This window comes from Pseudomonas sp. NPDC087814 (assembly GCF_044742865.1).
In the GTDB taxonomy this organism is placed as follows: Bacteria; Pseudomonadota; Gammaproteobacteria; order Pseudomonadales; family Pseudomonadaceae; genus Aquipseudomonas.
In genome coordinates, this window is the sequence record NZ_JBIUVK010000019.1 from 45,889 (window position 1) to 61,838 (window position 15,950).

At 61.9% G+C, this 15,950-nt stretch carries 6 protein-coding genes; 3 read left to right on the top strand and 3 right to left on the bottom strand.

Going from position 1 to position 15,950, the window contains the following annotated elements:
• The first annotated feature begins 26 nt into the window (after positions 1-26).
• Entirely contained in the window at positions 27-1,727 is a 1,701-nt protein-coding gene (gene ureC / locus ACIOMR_RS16525; protein ID WP_401195255.1) for an urease subunit alpha, read from the top strand.
• Here the strand turns inward: ureC and ACIOMR_RS16530 are convergent.
• Positions 1,712-6,856, bottom strand: a complete 5,145-nt coding sequence (locus ACIOMR_RS16530; protein ID WP_401195258.1) for a dermonecrotic toxin domain-containing protein — start codon at positions 6,854-6,856, stop codon at positions 1,712-1,714. The two genes, ureC and ACIOMR_RS16530, sit on opposite strands and share 16 nt — an antisense overlap.
• Positions 6,857-7,140: 284 nt before the next feature.
• Between ACIOMR_RS16530 and ACIOMR_RS16535 the strand changes: the two genes are divergently transcribed.
• Positions 7,141-13,056: an NEL-type E3 ubiquitin ligase domain-containing protein gene (locus ACIOMR_RS16535; RefSeq protein WP_401195261.1), complete on the top strand. Its 5,916-nt coding sequence runs from the start codon at positions 7,141-7,143 to the stop codon at positions 13,054-13,056.
• Between the two features lie 5 nt (positions 13,057-13,061).
• Here the strand turns inward: ACIOMR_RS16535 and ACIOMR_RS16540 are convergent, their stop codons facing one another.
• Complete coding sequence (locus ACIOMR_RS16540; RefSeq protein WP_003217397.1) at positions 13,062-13,370, bottom strand: chaperone modulator CbpM; 309 nt, start codon at positions 13,368-13,370, stop codon at positions 13,062-13,064.
• A gap of 2 nt (positions 13,371-13,372) precedes the next feature.
• Positions 13,373-14,320: a DnaJ C-terminal domain-containing protein gene (locus ACIOMR_RS16545; RefSeq protein WP_008439071.1), complete on the bottom strand. Its 948-nt coding sequence runs from the start codon at positions 14,318-14,320 to the stop codon at positions 13,373-13,375.
• Positions 14,321-14,608: 288 nt separating this feature from the next.
• On the opposite strand from ACIOMR_RS16545, the gene ACIOMR_RS16550 reads away from it, so the two are divergent.
• Positions 14,609-15,877, top strand: coding sequence for an Hsp70 family protein (locus ACIOMR_RS16550; protein WP_003217400.1), 1,269 nt, complete (start codon positions 14,609-14,611; stop codon positions 15,875-15,877).
• Positions 15,878-15,950: the final 73 nt, after the last annotated feature.

Below are 15,950 nucleotides of genomic sequence, written 5' to 3' on the forward strand. Positions count from 1 at the left end.
CGTGGGAACGATCAGGAACTAAACACATGAAGATTTCCAGACAAGCCTACGCCGACATGTACGGCCCCACCGTTGGTGACAAGGTCCGCCTGGCCGACACCGAGCTGTTCGTCGAAGTCGAACAGGACTTCACCGTCTACGGCGAAGAAGTGAAGTTCGGCGGCGGCAAGGTGATCCGTGATGGCCAGGGCCAGAGCCAATTGCTCGCCCATGAGGTGGTCGACACCCTGATCACCAACGCGCTGATCATCGACCACTGGGGCATCGTCAAGGCTGACGTCGGCCTGAAAAACGGCCGCATCGCCGCCATCGGCAAGGCCGGCAACCCGGACATCCAGCCCGGCGTGACCATCTGCGTCGGCGCCAGCACCGAAGTGATTGCCGGTGAAGGCATGATCCTCACCGCCGGCGGCATCGATACCCACATCCACTTCATTTGCCCGCAGCAAATCGAAGAAGCACTGACCAGCGGCGTCACCACCATGATCGGCGGCGGCACCGGGCCGGCCACCGGCACCAACGCCACCACCTGCACCTCCGGCCCATGGCACCTGGCGCGCATGCTCCAGGCCTCCGACTCGTTCCCGATGAACATCGGCTTCACCGGCAAGGGCAACGCCAGCCTGTCGGAGCCGTTGATCGAACAAGTGAAGGCCGGTGCCATTGGCTTGAAGCTGCACGAGGACTGGGGCACCACGCCGGCGAGCATCGACAACTGCCTGAGCGTCGCTGACGAGTACGACGTACAGGTGGCGATCCACAGCGACACCCTCAACGAATCCGGCTTTGTCGAAACCACCCTCGCCGCCTTCAAGGGCCGCACCATCCACACCTACCACACCGAAGGTGCCGGTGGCGGTCACGCGCCAGACATCATCAAGGCCTGTGGCTTCCCCAACGTGCTGCCCAGCTCCACCAACCCGACCCGGCCGTTCACCCGCAACACCATCGACGAACACCTGGACATGTTGATGGTCTGCCATCACCTGGACCCGAGCATTGCCGAAGACGTGGCCTTTGCCGAAAGCCGCATCCGCCGCGAAACGATTGCCGCCGAAGACATCCTTCACGACCTCGGCGCGTTCTCGATGATCAGCTCCGACAGCCAGGCCATGGGGCGGGTTGGCGAGGTGATCACACGTACCTGGCAGACCGCCGACAAGATGAAAAAACAGCGCGGGCGATTGCCTGGCGACGGCGAAGGCAATGACAACTTCCGCGCCAAACGCTACATCGCCAAGTACACCATCAACCCGGCGATTACCCACGGCATCAGCCACGAAGTGGGCTCGATTGAAGTGGGCAAGTGGGCCGACCTGGTGCTGTGGCGCCCGGCGTTTTTCGGGATCAAGCCAACCCTGATCCTCAAGGGCGGCGCGATTGCCTCAAGCCTCATGGGCGACGCCAACGCCTCGATCCCGACGCCGCAACCGGTGCACTACCGCCCGATGTTCGCCAGCTTCGGCAGCTCGCTGCACGCCACCAGCCTGACCTTTATCAGCCAGGCGGCGTTGGCGGCAGGCTTGCCCGAGCAATTGGGCTTGAAGAAGCAGATCGCCGTGGTCAAGGGTTGCCGCGCGGTGCAGAAAACCGACTTGATCCACAACGATTACCTGCCGGATATCGAGGTCGACCCGCAGACCTATCAGGTCAAGGCCGATGGAGTATTGCTGTGGTGTGAGCCTGCGGATGTGTTGCCGATGGCGCAGCGTTACTTTCTGTTCTGAAGCGCGATTTCCAGAGCCTCGTCAGTGAGCCTCTGGAGAATCGCCTTGCGCTCCTCGTGCAGTTTCACCGCAAGCGCATCATAGACGTCCTGGTGCATGGGCGTGCCGGGAGGAAAATCCTCAACCGACTTGTCCAGCATCAGGGCCGAATTGCGCAGGGTATTGCGCAGGGCCATCTTCTGCGACTCAAGCAATCGACCATTGGCCGCCAGATCATTCAGGGCACTCGTCAAGTCTTCCAGCGCCGCCCTTTTGCGCGTCAGCCAGACAAAGGCCGCGGGCGTCGAACGCTCAAGGTACTCACCCCAGAAGTCCAGCTCGACGAGCGCATCCCTGAGCAGGTCGCCCTCCTCCAATGCCATGACCCGATCAAAAGCATCGTCCAGCATCTGCGGGGTGACGTCGGGTTCCGGGTACATCACATCCGCTGATTGCCAGGGCAGCTCAAGCCGTTGGGCCAACCCGGTGGAAAACGCCAGATGGACCCCCACTTCGTCGATAGCCCGTTCGGGGTTTCCAGCAGAGTCGGTTCCCCGGTCCCGATCATTGGGGAACTTGCGGCCTTGCTCACTCAATGCCGCCACCCGGGCGCGAGCAATTTCTCCCAGCTTGTTGAGCCGGGTCCTGCCTTTGGCCACCGTCAACATCAGTTGCTCGACCACGTCGGGGTGAGGGTTGGTCCAAGCCTCATACACCATCACTTCGATCCCCATGGCATTGAACAATTGGGCACCCGCATCAACGCAGCTGGTAGGCGCCCTCGCCATGTCGAAAAGCTTCTCACGCAGCCGGGTGTCGTCGTACATGGCGCGCAACATTCGCCAGACCTTGGCCGTAAGGCCTTGCGCGAAGTCTTCCGACATTGCATCGGCAGACTCGCTCAACTTGCGGATTTCGTTAAAAAACGGTTCGGCGCCCCTGGACTCTTCCAAGGCATTCCATAGGGGCTGCAAGTCCCTCCACTGCATGTCGGTGAGGCCGGACTTCCATTGGATGCTGTCCTGCATCCCTCGGGGTGGAAACTGCCGCTCCGGGTCCATACCTACAGATGCAATGTACTGCTTGAGCTGGCGAAGGCCTTCGGGCGTCAGCAAGGAGCGAGTAACACGGGTGCGCGCAAGAATCGCAGCCTGCGCTGAACCTGGCTCGACTATCGGCACCTCGAGCGCATTACCTTCCAGGTCCAGGTTGAACTCGCGAGGCCGAGGCCTGGCGAAGATCCCAATGGGCCAACCACGCTGCCCGGTATCGCCCAATGAAACGTGATACAGCCGGCGCATCCGGCTGATGTCCGGCGCCATGCCCAGCGGATTGGACTCCAGCTCGAGTGTCTGGAGCCGGGTGAGGTTCTTCAATCGGTTGACGGCCGCGACGTCCAGCACAATCTCGTTATCCGCCAGTATCAACGTCTCAAGCCTGGGCAGATGCTCAAGCAACAGGGGCAGGCGAGTGAGCTGGTTGTCTTCCAGGTTGAGGGTGCGCAAGCCGCGAAAGGGAGCCAGGAAAGGCTCGACGGCATTGGTCAGTTCCGCACTGGATATTTCCAGGTAAGTGACATGATCAAAGTTGGCGCTCAGCGCCGGAAGCGACGCCAACTGAGGTTGTATGTCAATCTCGCTCACTTCGATCTTCTGGCCCAGGGGATTGCCGGAACTATCCACATCAACCTCACCGTTACGCCTCCAGGCGCGAATCAACACCTTGCGCAGTTCTTTACGGATGGCACGCTGCTCTCGGTATTCAGCGCTATTGGCCTCACCAAAGCCCTGGATCGGTGATGCTTCCCAGGTCTCCAAGGTGGAACGGAGCATTTCGTACTCCTGCTCCAGAGAGATGAGCCAGGTGTCGTCGGCCGGCGTGTAAGGTGCACGCAGTTGGGCAATCTGCACTTCGTCAAAAGTGGGGTAGAGGGCTTTGATACGCTGGCGAACGTTGTGCTCCCAGGAGCCCGCACCACGACCACTCCAGGCATAACCGATCCGCCCGCGAGAAGAGCGCTGCGGCGAAATGAAAAAGGGTGAGCCCAACGGTTGCATGCCCAGCACCTTGCGCAGGCCGGCACGGGACAGGGCGTGCTGTTGAATCAACCTTCCAAGTTGCGGCCCCTGCCCGACCTCGGGCAACCCCACGGACTGGCGATGGGCCTCCGGCAGTGCGTGCTGCAAGGAATCGTACAAGCTATCGACCCCATGTAACTCGTTGCCCTGGGTGTCAAACACCTGATACTGACCATCGCCCACTCGCACCAGCAGTTTGAGGTTGCTGGACCCAGGCAGGCCATAGCTGGCACGCAGGCGCCCGCTCACCGAGCCTTCGTGCACTTCAATGCGCAGGCTGTCCCGCCAACCGGGAAGGTGCTCAAGGGTATTGAGCACCAGGGCTTCAGTGTCAGCATTGGCCAACGCATCCAGGTACAGCCCTTCATACGCCCGGGCCAGGCGCAATTCCCCGAGTTTCTGGCGCGCTTGCTGCGCCAGCTCCAGGGGAATCTTGCGATTGTTGACCAGGCTCGCCCGCTGCGAGGGGCTGGCACCTTCCAGCAGTTCCTCGACCATGACCGGTGGCAGGCTTTTGAAGTCGCGCGCGAACAGTTGCAGTTCGGCGCTGCCAGGCGATGACCGCCCGAGGTAAAGGCTGTCGAACACCCGCCGCAGGGACTGTTTTGCATAGATTCCCAGCCGTTCCTGCAACGCCTGGCTACGCAGCGCGGCCCCGTAGGGCATATGCTGGCCGAGCAGGTTTTTAAGCTGCTCCTCGGGCAAACTCTCGACGATCAACGCCGGCAGCTTGCCGCCGAACAGGTCGATGCGGCTGATGCTGATCAGTTCCGTCCCGGGCGCATGAGGTTGGCCATACAACGCAGCTGTCCTGCTGGTGCCCTGGCCGTCAAATACTTCGATGGTCCTGCCGGGCGGCCAGCCGGTCATTTCCACCATCAACGACGCGGCGTAGCTGCCCAGGTCCATCGACATCGACCCCGCAAGGATCTGCCCACTCAAGCTTTCGGCGCGCCCGTAAGCCCGCATGCGCACCGCCGTGTCGAGTGTGATTGCCGGCGTCGGCTCGCTTTCCACGTACAGCCGGCGCAGCACGCTTTCATCGGTGTCACTGATCTTGCGCACCTGCTCCAACTGCGTATCGCTCAGGCCTTCCATTACATGGCTCAGTCGCCGCATCAGCGGAGCACCTTGCCACGTCAGGGGCTCATCGGCCTCATGGGTCCAGGCGCCAGAACCGTTGTTGACGATCTGAGGCTCATACGCCTCGGGCCTGCTGGGGTGCTGGACCCGGTACACGCCCGGTTCGTCTTGCGCGGTCACGGCGTAGCGATTGCCGTCCACCGACACGACCTGGCGCCCATTGACGGCATGTAGTCCCGCCTGGTCGGGAACCGAGCCTGCCGGCAGTCGGATGTCCTGCGCATAGGGCGCAAGGTCCGGCTTCCACAAGCGGGCCTTGCCCGACGGCAGCCTGACGGCCTTGAGTCCTTCGATAAACGGCGACACGCTGATATGCAACGCAGCGCCGCCCACCGCCAGTTGCGCGAGATTTTCCAGCACGTCAGCGATATGCGCCCAGCCGGCCTCGCGGTCACCCTGGCCGAGTTCAACCACGCCCTCCAGCACTTCGTACAGCAGTTGCCCGGCCGTGACCACCGCCATCAGTGCACCCAAGGGCGGAATGAACATCGACACCAGGTTCAAGGTGAACAGGCCGATGTTCATCAGATGCGCCATCCGCCGGTCGTGGCCAGCCGCGTCGGTGTGAGCGGTGGGTATCGCCATGCTCAACCCATCGTCGAGTGCGCGCTTGCGCATGTCGGCGTACAGCTCGTCCCAAGGGTCGACGTCGATCCACAGCCCCTTGATCGGGTGGGCGTTGAGGTTCAGGTTTGGCTGGTCCTGCGGCGTGCGGCTGATATGTCGCGGGGACTTTATGACGGCGTTGATCGCCTGGAGTTCGGTAAGGGATTTTCTTGCGTAGTACTGTCGCCACGCTGGATCAGGGCCCAGGGCCACGCGCCTTTGCGGTTCATCGACGCGTTTCTCGGTGAACCGCCCGTAGTAGTAAGCCAGGTATTTTTTCCCGATGAACCGTGAGAAAAACTGTTGGTGGGCCGTGACCTGAACCCCCCTGCTGTCCCAATAGTCCTCTGGCCTGTAAGCGGTCAGCTCACGGGTCGTTTCCTCTGCATAGTCGGCAAAGGTTTTGTAGCGCTTGATGGGGTGCTCGGGGTGGTCGGGGATGTAGACGATAAGCCAGGTGCCATACCCATGCTCCACGCTCGGGTCGATCATGAGGCAGCCGTGCATTTGCAGTTCCATGATACTGGGCCAGCGGTGCCAGACCTGCTTGCCTTCGTGCTTGATGCGTCGCTCGCCATTGGCGATGCGCAGCAGTAGCGCGTAGTCGTCGCTGCGAATATCACCTTTGAGCAACGCCACGTAGGCGGCGGCTCTGAAGGCGTCCTTTTGCCGGGTGATAAAGCGTTCACGCAGCAGGTTCCTGGACACGGTTTGCACGGGCAGCAGGTAGGTGGTGAGGTGTTCCTGGTACAGCCTGCCCAGGTCCAGGTCGCGGCATAACCGGGCGAAGGTCTCGATCGTCAGGGTCGTGGTATGGCGCTCGAAACGGCCATCCGCGCCGGGAGCGGTGATAAAGCCTGAAGCACTGTCGAAGAACCCGGCGCGGGTCTCGCGCGCTTCAAAATTGTTCAAGGCCGCTTGCAACAGGGACAAAGTCTTGGTCCGGTAGCCTGTCGCTAGTCCTTCGACCGGTACATAGAGGCGCAGATGCACCTGGTTGACGTCCAGCTCAAACCCGGCGGCCTTCAACGCGGCTTCAAGCAATGGCCGGGCGAAGGCGTTGACCTCTTGCACCTTGCCGGTCGCTTGCTCCAGTGCAGTGTGAGACTTGATGCTCGCCTCCAACAGGTTTTGCAGCGCAGCCTTCTGTGCCGGGGTGGTGGCCGCATACCAGGCGGGGATCTCTGGCTTGGCCTGCGTGATGGCTGCACGCAGGGCAGGAGATGCGCTGACCAGGCTTTCGGGGATGGCGGCTTTGATCTGTGCATAGTGACGCCCTTCGCCGCCCGGCAGGAGCGAGGTGGAGGCTTGAGGTGCTGGCATAAACGAGTACCGATAGGGAAATTAAGGCAATGACCTTAATCAGTCGCCCCCGGCACTCGGCGGTAGCTATTTGAACGGATTGCCCCCCATGGACGAACACTCAAAAAGCGCTGGCAGGCTTGATGCACACGGGGGGATTTCCATGGGGTAATTAAGTCGTCGATCCATAGGCAATCCGGGGCCGATGCGTTAACTATTGCGTGCTATCCAGCGGCTTTTCGACTTATTAATCCACAGCGGTTTTCAGTAGCCTTTTTCCTTTGCTTACCCAAAGGAATGCCCCCATGCAGGATGCCCCCTCCGTTACTCCCCTCTCATCTTCCGACGACAACAGTGCGTTCATTCGCCAGGCCATTCCGGACTGGCTGGTACAGGCGCCGGCCCACCGCATAGAAGCGTTGAAACAGGCCAGGCTCGAACAGGCGCAGTGGATGGACAGCTTGTCGCCGCTGCAGCGAAGAACCTTGAAGGCGTTCAATGAAACCAGTTTCAAATCCCAACACGCGGTGGATAAACACCTGGCCAACGTCCAGGCACTCAAGCCCTTCGCCATAGGCCTGCTCAACGGCGCGCTGAAAGAACAATTCAACCTCACCGTGGATGTCGAAGGCACCTCTCTTCGTTTGTATGAGCCGCTGAGGCTCGGCACCCTGGGGATCAAGGCCGGCGAATACAAAGTACTGGAGGTGTCACTGGTGCAGGCTGCCCTGCATAACTTTGAAGCCAGTGAAGGTGAAGACGGCGCATTCGATCCTGCCTCCGGGTTCACCCAATACCCGGACCGGGAAGGCGCCTCTCCCAGGATCAGCCCGGCGCTGACCGTACCCGCCTTTATCAGACTGTGCCGTACGCTGGACGTGGGTGCCCGCTACCAGGCGCACCTCAAGGAAACATTACTGCCCACCGACGAGACGGCCGCCACCCGGTTGCGCGACGCCGTGATCACCAGCCAGAAGGATGCCCTCAGGGCTGCGGCGTACCTGGCGCTGCTCAAGCAGGACATTCTCCCGGATGACTTCACCATGGTGCTCAAGGTGGTCGACGGCGAACGCAACCCGACGCTGGGCGGCAAGCCGGTGTGGTTCAGTTGCCTGAGCGTGATGGACCGCGCGCTCATGGGGAGCGTGGTGTTTACACCGGTGGAAAAATATCGCTATGCCACCGACTTCATCGTCTACCTGCCCCACGATCCGGAGCACCCGCTCAAGCGCTACAACAGCCTTGATGCGCTGAAAACCGAACTGAACCGCCAGTGGGTGGCGCGCGACAAAGCGCCAAGCGAATCCGGCAATAACAACCGCCCGACGCCCACGAGCTACCAGCATTTTTTCAGCCAGTTTCTCAATGAGCATGACAAGCCGGCGTTCTTCAACCGGTTTACCGAACCCGCTGCGGACTCCACCGCCGCCGTCGACGCAGTAGCGCGTTCGCCGGTGACCCAGACAATGCTGCAACTGGCCTTCCCGGTATTGACTACGACGGTCATGCCCCAGTCGCTTCCGCCCCCGAAAGCCGGCTGCAGGGTGGTGAAGACGGGCGCTCCCGACCTGTACCTGATGGTGGTCTCAAGACAGGGCCTGTGGGCTGACAACGTCGACCTGTGGGCCAACCTGTTTGAGCATGGCCGCGACAAGGCCCTCGGCGATGCGCGCGACCAGGCAGTGCCCACCGCCGATGTCGACGCCCGGGTGCGCGGGCAAAAAATCGCCCGTTGGCTGGAGGCCGGCGCTACCGTGCTCGGCCTGGGACTGGCGTTCGTCCCGGTGCTCGGCGAAATCATGCTGGCCGCCATGGCGGGCCAATTGCTCTACGAAACCTTCGAAGGCGTGATCGACTGGGGCGAAGGCGACCGTGACACGGCCAAGGCGCACTGGTTCGACGTCGCGCAAAACCTGGCCGCCATGGCGCTGCTGGCCGGCGCGGGGAAAGGCCTGCAAAAACTCGCGGCACCGCCTACACCCGCGTTGGTACAGGAGCTCAAGCCGGTGCGTTTGCCAGGTGGCGAGCAACGGCTGTGGAAGCCGGACCTTACGCCTTATCGCAGCCCCGTCGTATTGCCCAAGGACGCCGCGTTTGACGACCTGGGCTTGCACAGCCACGACCAGCAGCCGCTGCTGCCCCTCGACGATCAACTGTATGCCGTCAAACCCGAGCCCGACGGCGACACCTATCGCATACAACACCCCACACGCTCCGACGCTTATGCCCCGCAGGTGGCGCATAACGGCGCGGGCGCCTGGCTGCATGAAGGTGAAGAGCCACTGACCTGGGACGGCCCGACGCTGATGCGCCGCCTGGGTTATCGCACACGGGGCTTGAGCGACGCACAACTGGAACAGGCACGCCTGGCCAGTGGCACTCGCGCCGATCAACTGCGCCAACTGCATGTGGACCTGCAACCGCCGCCCGCCCTGTTGAGTGACAGCCTGGCGCGCTTTGGCATCCATCAGCGGATCGAGACGTTTATCGAGAAGATGGCCAGTGACGACCCGCTGGATTATGCGCTGGCCGACCCGGCGATCACCGAGCGCGTGGTGGCGCACCGAGGCTTGACCTATCCGGCGGTCCTCGACCCGACTCCCCGGGTGCTGGACGAACAGACGATGCTGTGGCGCCGGGAAGTTGCCCAGGCCGCCCGGGACAGTCGGACCTCGCTGTTCGACGCGGATTACCGCGCCCATAACCTGACTCGCTCGCCCCCGGTACAGCAGCTCCTGGACAGGTTTTCCGGCCTGCCGGCGGAGGTTGCCAGGCAGTTGCTGGAAACCGCCACGGACGCGGATTTAACTGCGCTGAGTGGCCATCAGCAGTTGTCACCAAGGCTCACCGCCATGGCGCGCGAAAGCCAGCAGCAAGTGCGCATGGCACGGGCCTATGAAGGCTTGTTCCTCGACACCCTGCAGAGCCAGGACAGCCTGCGCTTGGCCCTGCATACCCTGCCCAGCTTGCCGGGTTGGGACCCGAGCCTGCGGGTGGAAATCCGCTTGGGCAGCGAACAGGGGCCACTGATCGACGCCGTCGGCCCAGAGGCCGACGCACCGCCGCTGATGCTGGCGATGGGTGAAGACGGAGCGTTCGGCGCCACCGACCTGTATGGCGCCGTTCTGGCACGCCTTGAACAGGGCCAGCGTCGAGCACTTGGCGAAGCCGCACGGGACGCCGGCACCCTGAAGCAGCGGGTGCGACAAACGCCATTGGCCCGGGACGAGCTGCGCTCGGTGCTGCTGGAATACCCGCTGCTGCGCAAACCCTTGGCAGGAGACCTGCGCCTGCGGGGCGGCTCCCCGCTGCACAAACTTACTCAATTGCGCAGCACCCATACGCGGGTGCGCAAGCTGTATCCGGGGTTCAGCGACGAGCAGGCCACAGCCTTCATCGAGACCCTCGGGAGCGATGCGCGCACTGAGTTGACGCGCCGGGAAGACCAATACGCCGCCCTCAAACGCGCACTCAAGGACTGGGTGAATCGCAGTGCCCGAGAAGATACGAGCCGGCGTCCATTTGAGGTAAACCCGGGAGGCCGGGAGCAGTCAGTGGCCGATGCGTTGAGAGATTGCTGGCGCCGACAGACCGTGGACCGTGCCGGGGCCTACACCGGGCGCCGACTGGAAATCAGCGCCCAGGTGAACCTGCCCAAACTCAACGCCGATTTTGGCCATGTCGAGGAGTTGGTTCTCGACTACATGAGCTTCACCGACGGCCCCGGGCAGTTCCTTGGCAACTTCCCCAATCTGAAACGTTTGACCCTCAAACAAGTCGGCGGTATCGGACGCCATACGCTGACCGAACTGCCCGAAGCAATCACGGCCATAAAGGCGCTGACGCACCTGGACCTGTCGAAAAATGCCATCCGCCTGAGCGAAATCAGCGCCGGCCAACTGGCCGGCCTGAGCCGCCTGGAAGAACTGTGCCTGAACGACAACCCCTTGGGCACCCTGCCGGATTTCAGCCCGCTGCTACGACTGCGCAAGCTGGAGCTGCGTGACACCCGGATCAATCAGTGGCCCACAGGCCTGCTGGAACTGCCGGAGCTGAGAGAAGTCGACCTGTCCGGCAATCACCTGAGCGCGGTGCCCGACAGCCTGCTCAACCCAGCCCCCGAAAACGTGGAAGCCAGCATCCGTCTCAACCGCATGACCCGCCTACGTGACAACCCATTCACCCCGCAAGCCAATCAGCAGATGCGGGCGTACATCGCTCGCCTGGCACAAACTCGCCCGGGCTGGCGCAACGGCGGCCAGCCTGGCGCCTTCGAAGTACCCTTGAGCCACACCGACGAAATGCGGCGGATAAGGGACTTGTTTCCCGGCTACAGCGAGGAGGAAAACGAGCAATTCGTATTGCACGCAGGCGACGGGGCGCCGGCTGAACTGACGCGCCTGGAAGGCGAGTGGCAAACCTTGAGCACCCAACTGAACGCCTGGGCCACACAACGGTTCCTGGTGGCTGCCGACAGCGAAAACCTGCGTGCAGGGGATGCCAACCATCGCCAGCAATTCGCTCGAGACCTCAAGGCGTGCTGGCGGCGCATGACTCCCAAAGTGCTGGCCCAAGATGGTTCTCCCGCCGGCTACACCCTTGAAGCACTCGGTTTGAGAGTCGGCGACTTGCCTGCGCTTGAAGCAGATTTCAGCCACGTTGGGTCAATCAAGCTTCAGGGCATGCAATCCGTTTACGGCCTGGATGAGTTTCTCGGCCACTTCAGTCACACCCGTTGGCTCGACCTGTCGTACGGAGAGTTGCGTTCAATCCCGCCCAGCGTTGCCCGGATGACTCGGCTTACCCGCCTGGACCTCAGGAGCAACCAACTTTCCCTGAGCGAGGCCGACGTGGATCTGCTGGAGGGGCTCACCTCACTCAAGATCATCAATCTGAGCCGCAACCCCCTGGCGCGTACCCCCAACTTCGCAACCCTGCCGAACCTGCGTAGGGTGAATTTGAAAAACACGGGGATCACCGAGTGGCCGCAGGGCTTGGGGCCACATCAGGCGTTGGACATCGTTAACCTGGCGCAGAACCGCATCACGCAGTTGCCCGAGTCCCTGGTCAACCCGCTGCCCGAGGAGGCCGAGGCATTCATCTACGTCAACAACGTCACCTTTATCGACGGCAACCCGCTGAGCACCGAAGCCCGCAGGCAGTTGGTCGAGTATTGGAGCAATGCAACCTTGCTCCACCGCGAGGCAGCAGCGGGCCGGCAGCCCGGCGCGATGCGTTATCGGGCGCCACAGCCCGCTACAGTCGAGGTTCACGCGCCTCAAGAACAGATCGTGGACGACACACCGGAGCCGGCATACCAGCACTGGATGGATGGTCTGTCACCCGAGGAAATCGACGTACGACGCAGCCTGTGGGAGTCGATTGCCGAGAAACCCGGTTCGCAGATCTTCCTCGACATCCTCGACAACCTCAAAGAATCGGCGGAGTACCGCAGCCGCTATACCGACCTGCAATCGCGCCTGTGGCAATTGCTCGATGCGGCCCGGGACGATGGCTTGCGTGAAGAGCTGTTCAACCTGGCGGGTGACCCGCGCTGCGGCGATCGGTCGGCCCTGGTGTTCAGTGACATGGAGACCAAGGTGCTGACGTGGCAAGCCACGCGCTATGCCGCCGATGGCGAGGCGGGACCGGCACTCTACACGTTGGCCAAAGGTCTTTTTCGCCTGGACGAGGTGGAAAAATTAGCCAGCGCAGACATTCGGGTTCGAGAAGGCATGATTCGCACGTCGACCATGACCCCTGAACAAAAAGTCGCCGCCCTGGAAAAACTGGAAGATATTGAAATTCGCCTGGCCTATCGCATGGGCCTGGCCCGCCGCCTCGGCCTGCCCGGTCAGCCCAACGATGCCCGCTACCTCGCAACGGGACAGGTAGCGCCGCAGATCCTGAATAATGCCGCCATCACAATAGAAAAACTGGACAACTCCAAGAAGCTCGTACAGTCGCTGCTGGGCCGCGAATTCTGGCAGGCCTTTATTCGCAACCATTATGACGATGAGTTCAGAGTCCTGAGGGAGCCCCATGACGTGCGCTTGAATGCGTTATCCGAGGAACACGATGCGGGCGCCCTCAGTGATGAGGCATACGCAACCCAGGCTGAAAATGTGCAACTGCAACTGGCCGTGGACGAGGCGCAACTGATTCGCTCGCTGACCCTGCGCGACTGGGTGCCGTGCAAGGCGCGCTGCAGCATCACCTGATGGATTCAGGGCGTTTGCACCAACCGCCCCAGCCGTTGCTTGAGCATCTGGTTCTCGGCCCGCAGTTGCTGGACTTCCTCCAGCAGGTCGAGCGCCAGGGCGACGCCTTCCCATTCCAGCTCCAGGTCCTTTTGCAGCGCCGAGGCGCGCTTGGCCAAGGCCAGTTCGTAATCGGTGAAGCGCCAGGACTCGGGACTGGTCCCCACCGGTTCAACGATGCCGTGCTCGACGATTTCGATCACGTAGGCCACCGACAGGTCGGTGGCCTCACAGAATTCTGCCATGTTCACTTGAACCAAACGGGGACTGCTCATCGTTAGCTACTCCATGATTCTCTTGGATCGAAGGCGGCTTTTTGTGCCAGTTCCTGCCACAACGCCTTGACCTCGTCGTCGGTGTTTTTCGGCATCACCGCCTTGAGTTGCACAAACAGGTAACCGCGCTGCCCGGCCTTGTTCAACAAGCCATGGCCCTTGGCGCGCATGCGCTGGCCGTTCTGGCTGCCGGCCGGCACCTTGAGGTTGATCTTGCCGGTGAGGGTCGGCACCGCCACTTCCGTGCCCAACGCCAGCTCCCACGGGGCCAGTGGCAGGGTGATGATCAGGTTCTCACCTTCCACATCGAATTTAGGGTGTGGCGCGAACTTGATGATCAAGTACAGATCACCATTGGCACCACCGCCAATCCCAGGCGCGCCCTGGCCCTTGAGGCGGATGCGCTCGCCGTCGGCCACACCGGCCGGGATCTTCACGTTCAGGCTCTTGGTGGTGTTGCTGACGTGCTGGCCGGCCGCGTTGTATTGCGGCACCTGGAAGTTGACCTGCTTGGACTCGTTGGACAGGGTCTCTTCGAGGAAGACCGGCAGTTCCATTTCCACATCTTGCCCTCGACGCCCGGCACTGCGGCCTTGGGCACCACCAAAACCATTGCCGCGCGAACCGAAGATCGAGCTGAAGAAGTCCGAGAAGTCGCCGGTGTCCTGGCCACCGCCGCCATAGCCACCACGGCTCTGCCAGCCTGGCGGGCCCTGGAACGGCTGGCCATGCTGGCCGTACTTGCGCAGATCGTCGTATTCGGCGCGCTTGTCGGCACTTTTCAACGCTTCATAGGCTTCGGACGCGTCCTTGAACTTGGCTTCGGCGTCCTTTTCCTTGCTCACGTCCGGGTGATATTTGCGCGCCAGCTTGCGATAGGCGGCCTTGATCGCCTTGTCGTCAGCGGTGGGTTCTACACCGAGAATCTTGTAATAGTCTTTGAAGTCCATCGGGGGCATCACCATCCATTATCGATATCGCACTGCCAGCGTCACAGCATGCGCCTGTTTGCGGCGTCTGGATTGACCGATCTCAATCTTGTGACCGAAGGGTGCGTCAGAAGTTTATCGGCGCTGCGGGCAGAATCCTGCAGCCACCAACCGTATGGGGAGGATTTGGGGGCAAAGGCCGGGCTTTCAAGGTAACAAGTGCGTTGTATTTAGCGGATAGTCGGCCTACGCATCTGCACGCGGGTGGCATACACTGCGCGGCCGTTTTTCAACCGGAACCCGATTGACATGAAAAACCCATCCCCAGCCCGTGCCTGCGGTATCGACTTCGGCACGTCCAACTCCACCGTCGGCTGGATTCGTCCCGGCATGGAAACGCTTATCGCGCTGGAGGACGACAAGATCACGCTGCCGTCGGTGGTGTTCTTCAACTTCGAAGAGCGCCGCCCGGTGTACGGTCGCCTGGCCCTGCACGAGTACCTGGAAAACTACGAAGGCCGGCTGATGCGCTCGCTCAAGAGCCTGCTGGGTTCCAAGCTGATCAAGCACGACACCAGTGTATTGGGCACGGCCATGCCGTTCACCGACCTGCTGGCGCTGTTTATCGGCCAACTCAAGAGCCGCGCCGAGACCACCGCCGGGCGTGAGTTCGACGAAGTGGTGCTGGGCCGTCCGGTATTTTTCGTCGACGACGACCCGATGGCCGACCAGGAAGCCGAGAACACCCTGGTGGACGTGGCCCGCAAGATCGGCTTCAAGGACATCTCGTTCCAGTACGAACCGATTGCCGCGGCCTTCGACTACGAGTCCACCATCGAGAAAGAAGAGCTGGTGCTGATTGTCGACATCGGCGGGGGTACCTCCGACTTCTCCCTGGTGCGCCTGTCGCCCGAGCGCCGCCAGATCGACAACCGCCACGACGACATCCTCGCCACCGGCGGTGTGCACATCGGCGGTACCGACTTCGACAAGCAGCTCTCGCTGGCCGGCATGATGCCGCTGTTCGGCTACGGCAGCCGCATGAAGAGCGGCGCCTATATGCCCACCAGCCATCACATGAACCTGGCGACCTGGCACACCATCAACTCGGTGTACTCGCAGAAATCCAAGCTGGCGCTGGGCAGCATGCGCTACGACATCGAGGACACGGGTGGCATCGACCGCCTGTTCAACCTGATCGAGCAGCGCGCCGGGCACTGGTTGGCGATGGAAGTGGAAGAAACCAAGATCCAGTTGACCCGGCAGGACAGCCGCCATGTGTTGCTGGACCGGGTCGAGCCGGGGTTGAGCGTGGAATTGAGCCGGGCGCTGTTCGAGTCGGCCATCGATGGCTTGCTGGAGCGGGTGCGCAATGCGGTGACGCAACTGCTCAACGACGCCTCGGTGGACGTGGCCCAGGTGGACACGGTGTTCTTTACCGGGGGTTCCAGCGGGATTCCGGCGCTGCGCCACAGCATCTCGGCGATGCTGCCGAATGCGCAGCACGTGGAAGGGAACATCTTTGGCAGTATTGGCAGTGGTCTGGCGATTGAGGCCAGCAAGCGCTACGGCTACTGAGTTTTAGCTGAAACCGTGGCGCGCCCTTCGCGAGCAAGCCCGCTCCCACATTCGGCTGCATTCCAAAGTTGGA

Bases quoted from the DNA above. Each gene is read 5' to 3' on its own strand.
- ACIOMR_RS16550 (WP_003217400.1), top strand. From the start codon at position 14,609: ATGAAAAACCCATCCCCAGCCCGTGCCTGCGGTATCGACTTCGGCACG.
- ureC (WP_401195255.1), top strand. From the start codon at position 27: ATGAAGATTTCCAGACAAGCCTACGCCGACATGTACGGCCCCACCGTT.
- ACIOMR_RS16535 (WP_401195261.1), top strand. From the start codon at position 7,141: ATGCAGGATGCCCCCTCCGTTACTCCCCTCTCATCTTCCGACGACAAC.
- ACIOMR_RS16530 (WP_401195258.1), bottom strand. From the start codon at position 6,856: ATGCCAGCACCTCAAGCCTCCACCTCGCTCCTGCCGGGCGGCGAAGGG.
- ACIOMR_RS16540 (WP_003217397.1), bottom strand. From the start codon at position 13,370: ATGAGCAGTCCCCGTTTGGTTCAAGTGAACATGGCAGAATTCTGTGAG.
- ACIOMR_RS16545 (WP_008439071.1), bottom strand. From the start codon at position 14,320: ATGGACTTCAAAGACTATTACAAGATTCTCGGTGTAGAACCCACCGCT.